16 protein-coding genes are annotated in these 17,872 nt (G+C 63.8%); 8 read left to right on the top strand and 8 right to left on the bottom strand.

Annotated features, from left to right (window positions below):
• Nucleotides 1-94: 94 nt before the first annotated feature.
• Nucleotides 95-310, top strand: coding sequence for a hypothetical protein (locus tag ACVIN2_RS09795; RefSeq protein WP_007607539.1), 216 nt, complete (start codon nucleotides 95-97; stop codon nucleotides 308-310).
• A gap of 7 nt (nucleotides 311-317) precedes the next feature.
• On the opposite strand, the gene ACVIN2_RS09790 is transcribed toward ACVIN2_RS09795, so the two are convergent.
• From ACVIN2_RS09790 to ACVIN2_RS09760, 7 genes are all read right to left on the bottom strand, one after another.
• Nucleotides 318-1,466 carry an amidohydrolase gene (locus ACVIN2_RS09790; RefSeq protein WP_456765462.1) on the bottom strand — a complete coding sequence of 383 codons (1,149 nt, stop codon included), beginning with the start codon at nucleotides 1,464-1,466 and terminating at the stop codon, nucleotides 318-320.
• A gap of 263 nt (nucleotides 1,467-1,729) precedes the next feature.
• Nucleotides 1,730-2,818: a mandelate racemase/muconate lactonizing enzyme family protein gene (locus tag ACVIN2_RS09785; RefSeq protein ID WP_456765461.1), complete on the bottom strand. Its 1,089-nt coding sequence runs from the start codon at nucleotides 2,816-2,818 to the stop codon at nucleotides 1,730-1,732.
• A gap of 102 nt (nucleotides 2,819-2,920) precedes the next feature.
• Nucleotides 2,921-3,928, bottom strand: a complete 1,008-nt coding sequence (locus tag ACVIN2_RS09780) for an alpha/beta hydrolase (RefSeq protein ID WP_456769686.1) — start codon at nucleotides 3,926-3,928, stop codon at nucleotides 2,921-2,923.
• A gap of 236 nt (nucleotides 3,929-4,164) precedes the next feature.
• Nucleotides 4,165-5,370, bottom strand: coding sequence for a M20/M25/M40 family metallo-hydrolase (locus tag ACVIN2_RS09775; protein WP_456765460.1), 1,206 nt, complete (start codon nucleotides 5,368-5,370; stop codon nucleotides 4,165-4,167).
• Nucleotides 5,371-5,407: 37 nt separating this feature from the next.
• Nucleotides 5,408-5,755 (bottom strand): hypothetical protein, encoded by a 348-nt coding sequence (locus tag ACVIN2_RS09770; RefSeq protein WP_456765459.1) that lies wholly within the window; start codon nucleotides 5,753-5,755, stop codon nucleotides 5,408-5,410.
• 75 nt (nucleotides 5,756-5,830) lie between these two features.
• Nucleotides 5,831-6,436, bottom strand: coding sequence for a nucleotidyltransferase domain-containing protein (locus tag ACVIN2_RS09765; protein WP_456650873.1), 606 nt, complete (start codon nucleotides 6,434-6,436; stop codon nucleotides 5,831-5,833).
• Nucleotides 6,437-6,530: 94 nt separating this feature from the next.
• On the bottom strand, nucleotides 6,531-7,775 hold the full coding sequence (locus ACVIN2_RS09760; RefSeq protein ID WP_456765458.1) for an MFS transporter: 1,245 nt from the start codon (nucleotides 7,773-7,775) through the stop codon (nucleotides 6,531-6,533).
• 110 nt (nucleotides 7,776-7,885) lie between these two features.
• Between ACVIN2_RS09760 and xylB the strand changes: the two genes are divergently transcribed.
• From xylB to ACVIN2_RS09725, 7 genes are all read left to right on the top strand, one after another.
• The gene (gene xylB, locus ACVIN2_RS09755) at nucleotides 7,886-9,331 is read left to right on the top strand and encodes a xylulokinase (protein ID WP_456765457.1); all 1,446 of its coding nucleotides are present in this window, start codon (nucleotides 7,886-7,888) and stop codon (nucleotides 9,329-9,331) included.
• 210 nt (nucleotides 9,332-9,541) lie between these two features.
• On the top strand, nucleotides 9,542-11,071 hold the full coding sequence (locus ACVIN2_RS09750; protein ID WP_456765456.1) for a sugar ABC transporter ATP-binding protein: 1,530 nt from the start codon (nucleotides 9,542-9,544) through the stop codon (nucleotides 11,069-11,071).
• The gene (locus tag ACVIN2_RS09745) at nucleotides 11,064-12,104 is read left to right on the top strand and encodes an ABC transporter permease subunit (protein ID WP_456765455.1); all 1,041 of its coding nucleotides are present in this window, start codon (nucleotides 11,064-11,066) and stop codon (nucleotides 12,102-12,104) included. Before ACVIN2_RS09750 ends, ACVIN2_RS09745 begins: the two co-directional genes overlap by 8 nt.
• A gap of 152 nt (nucleotides 12,105-12,256) precedes the next feature.
• Nucleotides 12,257-13,204, top strand: a complete 948-nt coding sequence (locus tag ACVIN2_RS09740) for an ABC transporter substrate-binding protein (protein ID WP_456765454.1) — start codon at nucleotides 12,257-12,259, stop codon at nucleotides 13,202-13,204.
• Between the two features lie 353 nt (nucleotides 13,205-13,557).
• On the top strand, nucleotides 13,558-13,983 hold the full coding sequence (locus ACVIN2_RS09735; protein WP_456769685.1) for an adenylate/guanylate cyclase domain-containing protein: 426 nt from the start codon (nucleotides 13,558-13,560) through the stop codon (nucleotides 13,981-13,983).
• Nucleotides 13,901-14,158 (top strand): hypothetical protein, encoded by a 258-nt coding sequence (locus ACVIN2_RS09730; RefSeq protein ID WP_456769884.1) that lies wholly within the window; start codon nucleotides 13,901-13,903, stop codon nucleotides 14,156-14,158. Before ACVIN2_RS09735 ends, ACVIN2_RS09730 begins: the two co-directional genes overlap by 83 nt.
• Nucleotides 14,151-16,994, top strand: coding sequence for an ATP-binding protein (locus ACVIN2_RS09725; protein WP_456765453.1), 2,844 nt, complete (start codon nucleotides 14,151-14,153; stop codon nucleotides 16,992-16,994). Before ACVIN2_RS09730 ends, ACVIN2_RS09725 begins: the two co-directional genes overlap by 8 nt.
• Before the next feature lie 380 nt (nucleotides 16,995-17,374).
• On the opposite strand, the gene ACVIN2_RS09720 is transcribed toward ACVIN2_RS09725, so the two are convergent.
• A complete protein-coding gene (locus tag ACVIN2_RS09720; protein ID WP_456765452.1) occupies nucleotides 17,375-17,734 on the bottom strand; it encodes a DUF1330 domain-containing protein in 360 nt (119 codons plus the stop codon).
• Nucleotides 17,735-17,872 lie beyond the last annotated feature (138 nt).

Here is a 17,872-nt window from a genome sequence, read left to right as displayed (position 1 = left end):
GTTTGAGGTGTCCATCCGTTGCGATTTGCCGGATGGGAACGTCCGTGCGGCCGATACGTTGCTCGTGAGCTTGATCAACGCAGGACCGGAACCGATGTACGCGCTGTTCGAAGGCAACAAGCAGATCGGCGATCCCTTTCCCTCCGAGAAGGAGGTGTGGGAAGCCGCCTTGATCGAGGGGCTGGTGACCGACGTGCCGGTCGCGGACGAGGAGGGCGGCCGCCTTCTGCCCGCCGGCTATCACGTCGCGCAGGTCGAGGAAACGTTCGAGCCGAAGCCCGGCTGGAAGCTGCCGCGCGAGATCTCTTGAGCGGGGCCTAGTTCGAGGCCAGCGCCGCCTTGGCGACTTCCGCCATCCAGCTCGATGCCACCGGCAGGATCGCGTCGTTGAAATCATAGCGCGGGCCGTGCAGCTCGGCGCCGTCCCGCAATTCGCCGTTGCCGATCCAGACGAAGGCGCCGGGGCGCCGCGAGAGAAAATGGGCGAAATCCTCACCGGCCATGCTGGGCGCGAGGTCGCGCCGCAGCTCGGCCCGCACCTTGTCTGCGGCGAGGCGCGCGAGATCCGCCTCGGCCGGCGTGTTGATGACGACGCCGACGCCAATGACGATCTCCGGCGTCACCTTGACGCCGAAGCTCGTGGCAATCCCGGCGCAGATCTGTTCGATCCGCGCCACGACGGTGTCCTTCACCGCATCGCGATGGTAGCGCAGCGTGCCGCCGATCGAGACGCGTCCGGCGATTTGGTTGCGTGCCGTGCCGCCTTCGAGCGTGCAGAGCGAGAGCACGGCGGTGTCGAGCGGATCGACACTGCGCGACACGATCGATTGCAGCGCCACGATCAAATGGCCGGCCGCCATCACGGGATCGCGCGTCAGATGCGGCATGCCGGCGTGACCGGCATGGCCGTCGATGGTGATGGTGATGCGCCCGCCGGAGGCCATGACGACGCCGTCATGGACCGCGATGGTGCCGGCGGCGAGTCCCGGCCAGTTGTGAAAGCCGAACACCCGATCCATCGGAAAGCGCTCGAACAGCCCGGCCGCGACCATCGCGCGCGAGCCGCCAAAACCTTCCTCGGCCGGCTGGAAGATGAAAACGACCGTCCCGCTCCAGTCGGTGTCGGCGGCGAGCAGCGCGGCGGCGCCGAGCAGCGAAGCGGTATGCCCGTCATGGCCGCAGGCATGCATCACACCGGGATTTTGCGAAGCGTAGGCTAGCCCCGTATCTTCGGTGATCGGCAGCGCATCCATGTCGGCGCGCAGGCCGACGCGGCCCTGGGCGTGCCCGCGCGTCAAGGTCGCGACGATGCCGTGGCCGCCAACGCCTGACTCGAAGGAAATGCCGAGCTCGGTGAGCTTGTCCTGCACAAAGGCGGCGGTGGCTTTCTCCTGGAGGGACAGTTCGGGATGCGCATGCAAATGCCGGCGCCACGCGGTCAGTTTCTGGTGCAGCTCGGGGGTCAAGGCGGGAATCTCTCGGATTGTGTGTCGGCATCGACACCATAGCCGAATAACCGCAGCTTGCATCAAGCGCCAGCGAATGCCTCGGGTGCAGCAACGCGTTGATGCTTGCTGGTGCAAACCGACCGCGCCGCGCGCTCCACTTCACCTCTCCGGCTTGCGGGAGAGGGCTCGATCGTCATTGGGGATCTCACTGCGGAGACACCCTCTCCCCAACCCTCTCCCGCAAGCGGGAGAGGGGGCGCACCGGCGGCTGCGGATCCGCGCTACCCCGACAGCTTCGCCAGCCCGTCCCAGTCGAAGCTGATGCCGTGGCCGATACGGTCCGGCGCGAGCGCAAGCCCGTCCTGCAGCACCAGCGGATGCTCGATATATTTGTCGAGCCCAAAACCGTGCGCCTCCAGATACGACCGGTTCGGGCAGGCCGCGAGCAGATGCACGGTGATGTCGTGCGCGCCGTGGCTGGTGACGGGCAGGTTGAACGCTTCCGCCAGCCGCGCGACCTTTATGAAGGCGGAGACGCCGCCGCAATTGGTGACGTCAGGCTCGGGATAGGACACCGCGCCCGCGACGATGTAGTTCTTGAACTCCCACAGCGAGCGCAAATTCTCGCCCGCTGCGATCGGCACGCCGCCGGCCTGCATGATGCGGACATGGCCCGCGACGTCGTCGGGAATGATCGGCTCCTCGAGCCAGGTGAGGTCGTAGGGTTGGAACGCCCGGGCGGCGCGGATCGCCTCCTCGACCGTCCATTTCATGTTGGCATCCACCATCAGCGGAAAGCCGTCGCCGAGATGCTGTCGCATCGCGGAGACCTTCGCTACGTCGGTTTTGAGATCGGGCCGGCCGACCTTCATCTTGATGGCGCGAAAGCCCTTGGCGAGATTGCCGTCGGTCTGCTCCAGCAGCGCCTCGACCGAGAGATCGAGGTCGATGCCGCCGGCATAGCAGGGCACGCGCGCATCGAACCCGCCGAGCAATCGATACAACGGCAGGTTCGCCCGCCGCGCCTTCAAATCCCACAGCGCGATGTCGAGCGCCGAGAGCGCCAGCACCGCCGGCCCGCCGCGGCCGCCATAATGCAGGCCCCACCAGACGTGATGCCAGATCGCTTCGGTATCATCGGCCTCGCGGCCCTCGACCAGCGGCGGGATTTCGCGCTTGAGGATGTCGGCGACGGCGCCGCCATTGCGCCCGACCGTGTAGGTGTAGCCGACGCCTTCGGCGCCATCGGCATCGCGGATGCGGCAGGTGATCAGCTCGAACGCTGCGATGTCGCCGTGGGTCGAGTCGGAGAGCATGACGGGGAGGGGGATCCGGTAGAATCCGGTCTCGATGTTTGCAATGCGCGGCATGATTTTCTTCCTGCGTTTTCTTTGCAGGCTAGCCCGACGTTCGCGCCACGGCAATGCGGTCGTTGCGACATCGCGGCGCATCCTGGGCAAGATCGCGTTGAGCTATTGCGCCGGCGCGCCGGCGGCCGGTCGCCGTGAAACGTCCTCGGCAAGCTGCTGACCTTGAGCGAGCCTACGCTCGATCATGCCCATCACGGTGGTCACGTCTTCGAAGGCCCGCGAATGCGCTTGTCCCTGTAAGCGGGTGATGTCGAACACCAGAATATTGGCCCGCGCCAGCTCGTCCTTGTAAGGCTCTTCCTCCGCGTTGACATCGCCCAGCCGGGTGAGGCCGCCCGCGATCGACTTCGACAGCTTCAGCGCACCGTCATCCTGCGACAGGAACAGCGCGAAGCGCGGCCGCGACGATCCCATTTCCTGCATCTGTTCGCGAAACGCCGCGAAGTCGACATCGGGGGCCACCATGGCCACGTTCCTGATCTTGCCGCCGATCTTCCCAGTCCGGCGTGCCCTGGCCTGAAGGGCATTCAGCGTGATCAGGCAGCCCATGGAATGGCAGAGCACGGTGACCTCGCGGATTGCGGGGTTGATCGCCACCTGCTCGATCAGCCCGTCGAGCGATCCGACGGATTCACGGGCGACCTCGCCGTCGCGCTCATAGGCGCGCAATCCGACCAGGCCTTGCGAGGGCCAGGAGAACAGGATCGGAATCACCGGGGCTCTCGAGTCCTGGACGATTTGCGCGAAGCGATAGACCGCATCGTCGAAGCGGTTGTTGAAGCCGTGGACGAAGATCATCGCCTTGCTGCGGCGGGTCTTCTTGGCGACACTGTTGATGGCAGTATTGAAGGCGGATCTGTCGAGGTAGTCGGCCGACACGGTGACGAACTCGCGGCGCGGATCGCCGGGCGGCACCACCGGCCACTGGATCGCACCGACGACGCGGGCCTCGTCAGGCGGAATTGAGACAGAGACCATCGCATAGGACATCGCGGCGGCACGTTCGCGGCTGAACATGTCGCCAGTGTCGACGGCGGCGCGCTCGCGGGTCGTCGCAACAAGCACCGGAACACGCGACGTGCTCTCCGCGGCCTCGACCGGAACGAGCACGCCCTGCAAGGGGCGTCCTGCGCAGGATGCGCAAGCAAGAGACAGGATCAAGACGCCCGTCACGCGCCAGCAACTGCGGGAGGTGGCCTGGGAGCTCATGCTGCTAGGAGGAATGGCAATGGGTCCGTGCCCCGATCTTTCGCGACCTCCGGCCACTGCTGGACCTTCCACCTCTGTGTCACTTGATTTAGATCAAGCGCAGCGGGCCGGGGCCGCCTCGATTTTGCCGGCGCGCCTCACCGCATCGTTGCGAGCTGCACGGCCAGCGCGCAGGCGCGATCGTATTCGTCCAGATTGATCCACTCGTCGACGGTGTGCACCTCGTTCTGGCCGGCGCCGAAGGTCACGGTCGGAACGCCGTGGCGGACCATCCAGTTGGCATCGAGGCCGCCATTGGCGGTGCGCACGTTCGGGGTTCCGCCGACCGCGGACACCGCCTCCACCGCGCGTTTGACGACGGGAAGGTTGTCCTTCATGCGGAACGGGAAATAATCGGTCTCGGCCTTGAACTTGACCTTGCCGGACTTGCCTTGCGCGTTGGTGACTTTCCTGGCCGCCTTCTCGAACGCGGCCTTGTAGGCCTTGGTGATCTCCTTGAAGAACTTTCCGTCGTGGCTGCGGCTTTCGCCGCGCACATGCACGTAGTCGGTGACGACATTGGTGGCGTCGCCCGCAGGCCGTCCCTCGCCGCCGGTGACGGGGCCGACATTGCTGGTGCCCTGCCGCGCGCTTGCGCCCTTGCCCTTCACCACCTTGCCGAACCAGCCGCCGGCCTTCACGTCGGCAAGCGCCAGCGACATGATCATGGTCGAGGAGATGCCGCGCTCGGGCGCGACGCCGGCATGCGAGGCGCGGCCGAAGATCTCGACGGTCCAGCGGTCGGCACCGACGGCGCCGATGACGACGTTGGAGGCCGAGCCGCCGTCATAGTTGAACGCCATCACCGGCGCGCCGAGCTCGTCGAGCTTGACGTGGCGCGCGCCGTAGAGCCCGCTCTCCTCGCGCACGCAGAATAAAAGCGTGATCGGCGGATGATCGAGCTGCTGCTTTTCGAGCTCGGCCGCCAGCGTCACCAGCACGCCGCAGCCGCAGCGATTGTCGCCGCCGAGCGCGGTCTTCGCATCATTGACGATCTTGCGACCCGACTTCTTCGGCTTGGCGCCGGCGCATAGCGGCACGGTGTCCATGTGGGTCATGAACATGATGCGCGGCTGGTTGTGCAGCGCGCCGCGGCCGGGCAAGTCGACGATGAGATTGCCGGTCTCGGTCGGCACCGGAATGCGGGTATTGGCATCGTCAAGCCGGATCGCCTTCGCCGGCACGCCGCTCTCCTTCAGCGCAGCCGTGAGCTCACGCCCGATCGCAGCCTCCTGTCCCGTGACGCCCTCGACGGCGAGAAAGCGCATGAGGCGGTCGGTGGCGGCTTTGGTGTCGACAGGCATGGACTATTCCTTACGTCATCGCCAGCGATGCTGGGGGCTAGTGCTTCGCTGGCGGATCAAGCTTGGCGACCGCCGCTTCGATTGTCTTCGTGCACCGAACCAGGTCGGCGAGAAGCTTTTCGTCGATCTCCATCCGGCCCTGATATTCGGCAAGATTTCGTTCGTTGTGGGCCTTGAGGAAGACCTGTATCTCCGGTGCACTCGTTCCGATCGTATGCACCAGCGTCTGAAATACCGTGATACGGTCTTCCGAACGATAGCCCTCGCGCCGGAGTGCAGCCAGCGCAAGCCGGTGTGCTGCGCCATAGGCCAGGTCAAAACGGCTATCGGGATCCAGGTCTTCATTCTGAGCATCTTTCAACCGGCTGCCCGCGGCCGCAACCACCAAGATACTCGCTGCGTGTGGGCGGCTCGATCTTGAGCCGCTTGATCCTCACGAGATTGTCGAGCTCGGTCTTGCTCATGCGCGCAAATCGCGTTGAGTGCCAAGAATGAACGTCTTCGGGCCGAGAGCTAGCTTCCTGGCGAAGGAGCCGGCCCGCGAAGACCGCTGCCGCCATTCTTCCGATGTGAGAAAAGCCGGGCTGATCTTGCGAAGCAGGCGATCCTCGGCGTGTTGAAAGGCGGTGTAGAGGTCCGAGTAGTCCAAGTCGTCTCCGATCACCATGACGTCGATATCGCTTTGCGCGGTGTCCGTTCCCTTGGCGACCGAGCCAAAGATGAAAGCAGTCTTTATCTTACTCGCGAAGGGTTCAAGAGCTTTCTTCAAGAACTCGCTCAGCGCCACGGTCTTGAGGACGAGGCCCTGCAGCTCTTCGAAAATCGGCGAATGCCGGTTGGCGCGATAGTGCTTTTGATTGCCGATGTGCTCGACCGAGACAAGGCCACTACGCCGCAGGCGCGATAGCTCGCGTTCGACCGCCCCCGTGCCGGAGGCAACGGTCCGGATGATCTCCGACGTGTAGAAGCTGCGGTCGGGATGCGCGAAAATGAGACCAAGCACGCGCTGCTGCACCTTGGAGAATAGTGCATTTGACAGGTTTATGGTTTCTGCATTCGTACCCATATTGGGGATTATACTACCCAAATTGGGAATATCAAGCGACACTGCTGATAGTGGTGGAGCTCGTTCGAAGAGTTTCCCGACGCGGCGGTCCCCTCTACGAACGCGACGAGGTATAAGTCAAAAAGATCAGCGCGCCGATGCCAAGCATGGCAGCCATGAAAAGCAGCACCGCCGGCAGCCCCGCGAACGCCGCCACCGCGCCGGTGATCGACTGCATCAGCGCCGCGCCGAGGAAGAAGGCGAGGTTGATCGCCGCGAGCGCCTTGCCCGCGACCTGGGCGTCGACCAGCTGCCGCGACATGCCGAACAGCAGCGGCTGCGCCGAGGTCGCCAAGCCAATGAGCACGAACAGCACCAGGTCGTATTGCGGCGGCATCACGGGAAAGCCGAGCAGCATGGAGACAGCATAGTGCGGCGCCCCTAACGCCATCAGCGCCAGCAGCAATGCGCCGGCCAGGTGCGTTCCCGCCACCAGCGCGCGGCGGCGTCCGATCCTGCGGTCGATCATGCCGACGAGAAGCGGACCTGCGATCATCGCCAGCGTGAACGCGCCGAGCTGATTGCCGGCCTCGACCCGCGACAATCCCTTGACCTGCATCAGCCACGGCCCGCCCCACAGGCCGCGCAGCACCAGCGAGGTCGCAAGCGACACCAGCGCCAGCGCGATCAGGCCGCGCAAGGGCCGCGAAAGTCCGAGCCTGAGCACTTCGATCATCTGCGACAGCGGCGAGGACTCGTCCTTGTGCTCGGCGGGCTGGCTCGGCACCAGCAGGAACACCGCGAGCGCCACGGCAACGCCGCCGAGCGCCGAGATCCAGAACCCGGCGCGCCAGCCGTAAGTGTCGACCACGAAGGCGAGCGGGCTCGACGATAGCAGCATGCCGATATTGCCAATCGAGAGGATCGCGCCCGACCACAGCCCGAAGCGCGCGGCCGACAATTGCTTGGCCGCCAGTGTCATCGGGCACATCAGCATGCCGGAGGTGGCGACGCCCAGCAGCACCTGACCGACGGCGAAGCTTTCGGGTCCCGTCGCGAACCCCGACGCGATGGCGCCGACCACGGTTCCCGCGAGCAGGCTCAGCGACACCGGCCGAACGCCAAAGCGGTCCATCGCCGCACCGACCGGGATCTGCGCGGCCGCAAACGCGAACGGATAGACCGAGGTGAGGCTCGCCAGCGCCTGGGGTTCGATGCCGAAATCCGCCGCCATCAGGTCGAGGCTGACCGCCGGAATGGTGCGCAGCAAGGTCGAGAGCATGTGCCCGCAGGCCAGTGCGAGCAACGCAAGGATCAGCGCGCGGGTGGCTCCCGCGTCGTGGGTGGCGGCGGTGGTCATGGGCGTTGCGTCCCGGCAAGGTTTCGGGTGGGGTTACATGATTGACGGGTGCATGCCAACATCGGGACCGCCATGGCCGCAATGTCGTGGATGCACAAGGCAGTCGCATCATGTATCTCGGCATCGATCTCGGCACCTCTGCCGTCAAAACCGTTCTGGTCGACGACGCGCAGCGCGTGGTGGCAAGCCGCAGCCGGTCGCTGACGGTCTTCTCGCCGCGTCCCGGCCATTGCGAGCAGGACCCGGCACAGTGGATCGAAGCGACGTTCGCGACGCTGGATGCGCTGAAGGCGGACCACGCGCGCGAGCTGGCCGAGGTCGAGGGCATCGGCCTGTCCGGCCAGATGCACGGCGCGACGCTGCTCGACGCCGGTCTCGTGCCGTTGCGGCCCTGCATTCTCTGGAATGACGGGCGGTCCTTTGCGGAATGCGCCGAGCTGGAGCTGCGCTGGCCCGCCTTGCGGACGACGACAGGCAACAAGGCGATGCCGGGATTCACCGCGCCCAAACTGCTGTGGGTCGCCAGGCACGAGCCGGAGATCTTCGCGGCGACAAAACTCGTGCTGCAACCAAAGGCCTATCTGCGCCTGGTGCTGACGGGCGAGGCGATCGAGGATGTCTCGGACGCCTCGGGTTCGCTGTGGCTCGATGTTGTCAGCCGCGATTGGTCGGATGAGGGGCTCGCTGCGACCACTCTGTCGCGCCGGCAGATGCCGCGCCTGGTCGAGGGCTGCGCGCCGGCGGCACGGCTGCGGAGCGAGTTGGCGCAGCGCTGGGGCATGACCGGGCGGCCGATGCTAGCCGGCGGGGCCGGCGACAATCCGGCGGGAGCCGTCGGCATCGGCGCCGTCAATCCCGGCGCAGCCTTCATCTCGCTCGGAACCTCCGGTGCATTGCTGGTGCCGACCGAGACGATCGCGGCCAACCCGGAGCGGGTCGTGCACATTTTCTGTCACGCCGTCCCGGATAGATGGATTCAAGCCGGCGCGATCCTCTCGGCGGCCTCGTGCCTGTCGTGGATCGCGCGGCTGTTGGGGAGCTCCGAGGCCGACCTGCTGGCGCCGCTCAGGTTGCGCCCGAAGGCGCCGTCGCCGGTCAGCTTCCTGCCGTATCTCTCCGGCGAACGCACGCCGCACGACGATCCCGATGTACGCGGCATGCTCGATGGCCTCAGTCACGCCACCGATCGTGACGCGATCGTGCAAGCCGTGCTCGAAGGCGTGGCCTTCGCGCTTGCGGATTGCCGGGACGTGCTTGCCGAGACCGGGCTGGCGATCGCGGAGGCCGATGTCATCGGCGGCGGTTCGCGGTCGCGGTTCTGGCTTGCGGTGCTGGCCAATGTCCTGAACGTGCCGGTGCATCGCTTTGCCGACGGCGAGACCGGCGCGGCGTTTGGTGCGGCGCGGCTCGGCCGCCTCGCCGTGACGGGTGAGGCGATCGACGCCGTCTGCACCGCGCCACGGCGCGTCGAGACCTTCGAGCCCGAGCGCGCGCTTGCGCAGGCCTATGCCGAGCGGCTTCCGCAATGGCGCCGCCTGTACCGGCCGCCGCGCTGATCGCGATACGCGATGATGTGGCGAAGAAAAGGCATCACGCGCGAGATCGGTTCCGTCTGCAAAAGATAAAAGCAGCGCCGGACCGTTGGTCGGCATGCCGGAGGTATTGCCCTGCGCCACAACCTTTTGTTTAATGCTTGCACCCGCGCCAGGGACCAACGAGACGCGGGTGAGATTGCGATGCCGCCGTCGGCGCATCGGGGAGGTGTGATGAGCGAGCCCATCCTCGAGATGCGCCGGGTCTCTAAATCGTTCTTCAGCATCAAGGCGCTGCGCGACGTCGACCTCACCGTCTACGCGGGCGAGATCCACGCCTTGATGGGCGAGAACGGCGCCGGCAAATCCACCCTGATGAAGATCCTGTCGGGCGCCTACCGGCCGGATCCGGGCAGCGAAATCCGCATCGACGGCCAGCCCGTGCAGATCAGCGGCCCGCTCGGCGGCCGTGCTGCCGGCATCGCGATCATCTATCAGGAACTCTCGCTCGCCCCCAATCTGAGCGTTGCGGAGAACATTTATCTCGGTCGCGAGGTCTCCCGCGGCGGCTTGCTGGCGCGCGAGGCGATGCAGGCCGGCGTCGGTCCGATCCTGGCGCGGCTCGGCGCGGATTTCACGCCGCAGACGCAGGTCGCCAATCTCTCGATGGGCCAGCGCCAATTGGTCGAGATCGCGCGCGCGCTGCACGCCCGCTCCAGAATCCTGATCATGGACGAGCCGACCACCGCGCTGTCGGCCGGTGAGAGCGAAAGGCTGTTCGCGCTGATCCGCCAGCTGCGTGCCGAAGGTCTCGCCATCATCTATATCTCGCATCGCATGGACGAGGTCTATGCGCTCGGCGATCGCGTCACGGTGCTCCGCGACGGCACGCTGGTAGGTTCGCTCGACAAGGGCGACATCCGCGCCGACAACATCGTCCGGATGATGGTGGGACGCGACGTCTCGTCCTTCTACAAGAAGGAGCATGATCCCAGGAATGAGGCGCGGTCGGGCGCTCCCGTGCTTGCGGCCGTCGACATCGCCGACGGCAGGCGCGTCAAGGGATGTTCGCTGACGGTGCATGCGGGCGAGGTCGTCGGCCTTGCCGGCCTGGTCGGCGCCGGCCGCACCGAACTTGCGCACCTCATCATCGGCGCCGCGCCCATGGTCTCCGGCCATGTCGAGATCGAGGGGCGCGCGGTCTCGATCCGCACGCCGGGCGAGGCGCTGGATGCTGGCATTGCCTATCTCACCGAGGACAGGAAGGCGCTCGGCCTGTTCCTCGACATGTCCTGCCTCGACAACATCAATCTCGCGGTGCTCGGCCGCGATGCGAAATTCGGCGGCATCCTCGACCGCGACAAGGCCCGCGACCGCGCCAAGCGCGCGTTCGCGGGGCTCGGCATCCGCGCTGCGAATGTCGGTGTTCCCGCCGGCGGGCTCTCCGGCGGCAACCAGCAGAAAGTACTGCTGTCGCGGCTGCTCGCGATCGGCCCGAAAATCCTGATCCTCGACGAGCCGACCCGCGGCGTCGACGTCGGCGCCAAGTCCGAGATTTATTCGATCATCGACAATCTCGCGAAATCGGGCACCGCGGTTCTCGTCATCTCGTCCGACCTGCCCGAGATCATCGGCATCTGCGACCGGGTCATCGTGATGCGCGCGGGACATATCGCCGGGCAGATCCGGCGCAACGCGACATCGCCGCTCAGTCAGGAGGAGATCATGGCCCTCGCCACCGGAACGGAGCAGCTCGATGCCTGAGAACGGCGCTCCCGCGAAAGCGGCCCCCGTGGCGCCCGGTCTTGCCGCCGCGCAGGAGACCAAGCGGCAGCGGACGCGGATGATCATTCGCGCGGTTGGCATGCTGCCGGTGCTGCTGCTCTTGTGCATCGGCTTTCACGTGCTGTCGGACGGCCGCTTCTTCACCGGCCAGAACATCGGCATCGTGGTGCAGCAATCCGCAGTCAATACCGTGCTGGCCGCGGGCATGACCTTCGTCATCCTCACCGGCGGCATCGACCTGTCGGTCGGCTCCATCCTGGCGGCGTCGGCGATGGCCGGGCTGATCATCTCCAAATTCCCAGATCTCGGGGTGCTGTGGTTGCCGGCCGCGGTGCTCACCGGCGCCGTCTTCGGCATTCTCAATGGCGGCTTGATCGCGCTCTTGCGCCTGCCGCCCTTCATCGTCACGCTGGGATCGTTGACCGCCGTGCGCGGCGCCGCGCGCCTGCTCGGCGCCGACACCACGGTGTTCAATCCGTCGATCCCCTATGCCTTCATCGGCAACGGCGCCTTGACCCTCATCCCCGGCGTATTGTCGATTCCCTGGCTCTGGGTGATCGCGTTGCTGGTCATCCTGGTGTCGTGGCTGGTGCTCAAGCGCACCGTGCTCGGGGTGCACATCTACGCGGTCGGCGGCAACGAAAGCGCGGCGCGGCTCGCCGGCATCAAGGTCTGGGCCGTGCTGATCTTCGTCTACGGCGTGTCCGGCCTGCTCGCGGGCCTCGGCGGCGCAATGCAGGCGGCGCGGCTCTATGCCGCCAATGGCCTGCAGCTTGGCCAGTCTTACGAGCTCGACGCCATCACCGCCGTGATCCTGGGGGGCACCTCCTTTGTCGGCGGCATCGGCTCGATCTGGGGGACGCTGGTCGGCGCGCTGATCATTGCCGTGTTGTCGAACGGCCTGATCCTGATCGGCGTGTCCGACGTCTGGCAATATGTGATCAAGGGTCTGGTGATCATCGGCGCCGTGGCGCTGGACCGCTATCGGCTGCAGGGCTCGGCGCGGACTTGAGAGCATGATCCGAAAAAGTGCGAAGCGGTTTTTCGAAAAGATCATGCTCAAACAAGGAGCAAGAAATGCAGCGGGTGCTGCGCCGTCATGTTCATTCCGTCACGGCAACTGGTCGCCGTGCCGGAGCTTCAAACAGACCAGGGAGGAAGCCAATGTTGAAGTCGATCTCGTTTGCCGGCGCCGCGATGGCGCTCGTCCTGAGCTCCGCGCCGTCCTGCGCCAAGGAGCTCAAGTCGATCGGCGTTTCGCTGGGCTCGCTCGGCAATCCGTTCTTCGTCGCGTTGTCGAAGGGCGCCGAGTTCGAGGCCAAGAAGACCAACCCCAACGTCAAGATCACCACCGTCGGCTTCGAATATGATCTGGGCAAGCAGGTCACCCAGATCGACAATTTCATCGCGGCCGGCGTCGACCTGATCCTGCTCAATCCCGGCGATCCCAAGGCGGTCGGCCCGGCGATCAAGAAGGCGCAGGCCGCCGGCATCGTCGTCGTTGCCGTCGACACCGCGGCCGAAGGCGCCGACGCCACGGTGACCACCAACAACGTCCAGGCCGGCGAGATCTCCTGCCAGTACATCGTCGACAAGCTGGGAGGCAAAGGCGACGTCATCATCGAGAATGGCCCGCAGGTCTCCGCGGTGATCGATCGCGTCGTCGGCTGCAAGAACGTGCTCGGCAAGAACCCCGGCATCAAAGTCCTGTCCAACGACCAGGACGGCAAGGGCTCGCGCGAAGGCGGCCTCACGGTGGCGCAAGGCTATCTGACCCGCTTCGCCAAGATCGACGCCATCTTCGCCATCAACGATCCGCAGGCGATCGGCACCGACCTCGCGGCGCGCCAGCAGCAGCGCACCGGCATTATCATTACCGCGGTCGACGGCGCGCCCGACATCGAAGCCGCCCTCAAGGATCCGCAGGCGGCGCAGATCCAGGCCTCCGCCTCGCAGGACCCGTTCTTCATGGCCCGCCGCGCCGTGCAGGTCGGCGTCAACATTCTCAACGGCCAGAAGCCGGCGTCCACCGTCGAGTTGCTGCCGTCGAAACTCGTGACGCGCGACAATGTCAAAGACTACAAGGGCTGGACCTCGGACCGCTCGCAGTAGCGGCTTGCGTGGCGGTGTTAGCTGGGCACGCAGCGGTCGACCGCCACTAGGTCGGCCGCGCTCTCGTTAGGCTCATGATCTTGAGGTCGTAGGTTCAAATCCTGTCCCTAATCATACCCGCAGACTCGACCACCCGACGTCCGCTTTTCGACATGAAGCGGGCCCCTGGCTTTCAATGCACCAGTTCAGCTTGTGACCCGAAGCGGACATTTCCCTAGCCCTAAAGCAACCCTCTATGCTTTGATCTTCGCGGTCAGTTCGATGACGTTAGGGGTCGTTCGTTGACAGGCGAGAGGGTGGAACGGAAGCTGGCGGCTGTATTGGCGGCTGACGTCGCTGGGTACAGCCGTCTCATGGGTCTCGATGAGGAAAGAACGCTGACCAACCTTAAGGCGGTCAGGAAGACCGTCATTGACCCTACCATCGCCACTCACCGCGGTCGCATCGTTAAGGCCACCGGCGACGGCATGCTGGTCGAGTTTGCAAGCGCGGTAGACGCGGCCGGCAACGCGTTCGATATCCGGAAAGGCACAGCAGCGTTGAATGCTGACGTCGCGCCGGACGTCCGGATCGAATTTCGGATCGGTATCCACGTCGGAGACATCATAGTGGATGGCGCCGGCATCTTCGGCGACGGAGTTAACTTAGCTGCAAGACTGGAGGGTCTTGCCGAGCCCGGCGCAGTTTGCATGTCTGATGAACGCTTATCGGCAGGTCCGAGGCGAGGTCGACATTGCTTTCGACGACCTTGGGCTACAGGTGCTAAAAAATATTGCTGAGCTGATGCGTGTCTGGCGTTTCGCAGGCCAAAATGCTGCCAAGGAGGGGCCGGCCGCGGTCGGGACGCAGGCGCTGACCCTGCCAGACAAGCCTTCGATGGCAGCGCTGCCGTTCCAGAATATGAGTGCGTGGAGGGTGATTTTCTGGCCTAGGACGGACAAAGAATATGAATGATCGCGACAACTTACGATCTAAGGGTTTTCCTTCTTTTGGCCCGTTCAATCTGTTTGTGTCCGAAAGACGAATTGAGAAAGCTGGCAAAGCGATACCGCTTGGCGGCCGAGCGTTCGACATCCTGATCCAACTCGTGGAGCGGGCTGGGCAAGTGGTTACTCATCAGGAGCTACTAGCGAGCGTTTGGCCTGGTATCAATGTGGAGGCAGCCAATCTCCGCGTTCACGTCTCTGCTCTTCGCAAGGCGCTCGGCGACGGGCGAAACGGCGCGCGTTACATATCCAATGTCTCCGGCCGCGGCTATTGTTTAGTGGTGCCGGTCACACGCTCGATGGGGGCACCGATTTCGGTTGCCGGCAGTGCCAACACGGGACGCCGTCAAAAGCTGCCGCCGCGACTGATGGGAATGGTCGGCCGCGAAGACACCGTTCGAGTGTTGATGCGGCAACTTCAGATATCGCGTTTTGTCAGCATCGTCGGCCCTGGCGGGGTGGGAAAAACCACTGTGGCAATCTCTGTTGCCCATACGCTGACTGATGAATTTGATGACGGGGTCTTCTTCATCGACCTGGCCATGCTGACCGATCCCCAACTCGTATCGACAGCGGTCGCCTCCGCGTTCGGACTCTCGGTGGAGACCAATGACCCGCTTCCGAGTCTGCTGGCATTTATTGGCGACAGAAGGATACTACTCGTGCTCGACAATTGCGAGCACGTGGTCGACGTGACTGCAATGCTGGCCGAGCACATTATCAGCCGGGCACCGCAGGCGCACGTCCTAGCGACCAGCCGCGAAGCGCTCAATGTGGAAGGCGAGCATATCCACTTGTTGTACTCACTTGATTGTCCCCCAGAGGATGCCGTTCTGACCGCTGTGGAAGCGCTCCGGTATCCTGCCGCCCGGCTTTTCATGGATCGCGCGGCCGCGAGCGGTCTTGACGCGGAACTGAGCGATATCGATGCGCCGATCCTTTCTTGGATGTGCCATCGGCTCGACGGAATCGCACTTGCCATCGTGCTCGCGGCCAGCCGCGTCGGCACGCATGGCATTCGAGGAACTGCGGAATTGCTCGACCATCGCTTCAGCTCGCTCCGGCACGGCCGTCGCGCCGCGCAGCCTCGTCATGAAACGTTGAACGCGATGCTCGATTGGAGTTACCGCCTGCTTTCGGAGCGCGAGAAATTGGTCCTGTGCCGGCTAGCTGTCTTCGTCGGACACTTCACGCTTCAGGCCGCCGGCTCGGTTGCGTCAGCGATTGAGATAAACAAGGAGGGAGACGTTATCGACGCAGTGGCGAGCCTCGTTGCAAAATCCCTGATATTCACGACCGTCATCAACGAATCGACCTACTACCGCTTGCTCGACACTACGCGCGCCTACGCCTCGGCTAAACTTGCAGAGCGTAACGAAACCGAGCGCATCGCCCGATGCCATGCGATCTATTATTCCAAATTCCTCGAAAACGGTGAGATCATCCCATTGTCCGGCGAGCGTGATCTTTCGGGATACGCTCCGCATATTGGCAACGTGCGGGTGGCGCTCCGATGGGCGCTGTCGGGTCGTGGCGATGCCATGGTCGGGATTGACCTCGCTGCTTGGGCGGCGCCCCTGTTCATCGGACTGTCGTTACTCGCGGAATGCAGGGATTGGTGTGAACGGGCGCTGGCTGCGCCCGCCTCCGCCCCTGGTACGCGCCAGGAAATGATCCTTCAGGAAGCCTTAGCGCTGTCCTCGTTATACACCCGCGGACAAAGCGATCAGGTTCGTATCGCAATGGATCGGGGACTTTCGCTTGCCGAGACTTTCGAGGACAGTGCACGCCAATTACGCCTTCTCGCCGGTTTGCATCTCTTTCTCCTTCGACTTGGTGACATCCCAAGCGCATTGGCGGTCGCGGAACAGGGCGGCGTTATTGCGCTCGCTGCCAAACACTCGGTTGGTATCGTCTGGGCGGAGTGTTCGGCGGGCAACGCTCACCACTTTCTGGGTAACCTAGCCGCGGCACAACTCCATCTTGAGCGGGGCTTAGCACTCGCTGTCGAACTTGATACACTCAGCGTCAACTCCTTCGGTGGTCTTGCCCAGCGAATTACTGCGCTCGGCGCCCTTGCTCGCACTTTTTGGCTGCGAGGCTTCCCCGATCAAGCGCTTAGTACGGTCCAAAGAGCTATCATTGAAGCAGCAAGTCGGGATCACCCCGTTCCGATCTGTATCTCGCTGATTTTTGCCTCGACGCTGTTCCTGTTAACCGGTGACTCCGGAAGAGCCGGAGAACTGATCGAGCAACTGGTCGTACACGCCGAACGATACTCGCTTGCACCGTATCGCGCCCATGGGATCGCCCTGAAAGGCGAATTTGCCATCGCTTCCGAAGCCGGCCTCGACTCCCTACGTAGCGCACTGGAGACTCTACGCGCTCAGCAGTACAATATCCTGCTGCCGAACTTCATGGGAGCTTTGGCCGAAGGCCTGCACAAGGTCGGGCAATTCGATGAGGCGCTTCCCACGATCAACGAAGCAATCGCTGTCGCGAAGAATCGTGGAGTGAGCGGAATGCTACCTGATCTGCTCCGGATCAAATCGCAGGTTCTTCTGGCACGACAAGACCGTGAATCAGCTTTTGACTGCCTCGCCGAAGCGCTCACCGTTGCACGGGCGCAATCTGCGCTCGCTTGGGAGCTGAGGTCGACGATGGTTTTAGCCCGCATGCTCTCCGAAGATGGACAGCGCGACCGGGCCAGGCATACCCTGGCCCTCGTCTACGACCGCTTCATGGAAGGATTCGAAACCGCAGATCTCAAGCTAGCGCGCGCGCTGCTTGAAGAACTGCGATAGCCATTTAGCGTTCGCGCCGATCACGAGATGATGTCGGCCGGTCGGATGAAGTAATTTACAGTTTTTTGTGATTGTCGACAAAAATCGTAGGTCTCCTGTTTCTTCCTAAGAGGAAGACACCGTGTGATTGCGGCGCTCTGGGTCCGGCGTGTAGGATTCAGATTAGTTTTTCCAAGCGCGTAAGTCGCGTCGGCCCTGCGGGATTGGCTTGAGCGACTTGGGGCTCCGATAGCCCCCGAAGGAAAGGTTGCTGCCGCGAAACGTGACTTTGCCGCCCTCGGCGACGAAGGTGTCGCCGCTGCCAAGCCAACCGCACTATTGCGACCGGTAATCAATGCAATCTTGCTCTTGATTGAGCCTTACCCGCCGCTCGATGATGGTCAAGGTCTGGCTTTACGTTGCGCATCACGTATATTCAACGCGAGGGCTTTCACCGTGAAGCCTTCAGGCAAATGGTCGATCAGGATTAGATCCGATATCACGTTCATCGTACGTAGCGGACGGATTGCCTGATATTCGGCGGAGTTGTACCAAGCAGTCACCGCTGCCCGGTCGGGAAACACCATCAGCACGACGGAACCCGGCCAAGCGCCTTCCACGATCTTGTCCGGGGGGCCTTGTGCAAGCCACTTCCCTCCGTAGGGGGCGACCGTCGCCTCGACCCGCTCCAAGTATGTCAGACCTTCGTCGTTCGGGATATCGCCGGGAATGCGCAGATGATTGATCAGATAGGTCTTCATGAATGACGCCCTTTGTCTAGTGGTGTCCTGAGCAAGTGAGAGCCTACAAAAGCTCGATCTTCACGGATCATCCGCTGCGATCGGCGGCCGCCAGATCGTCGAGGATCATCATCAAGCATTGTCTTACGGGTAATGGTC

It is taken from the genome of Bradyrhizobium sp. USDA 3650, assembly GCF_054057395.1.
This window is presented reverse-complemented; position numbering and strand designations above follow the sequence as displayed.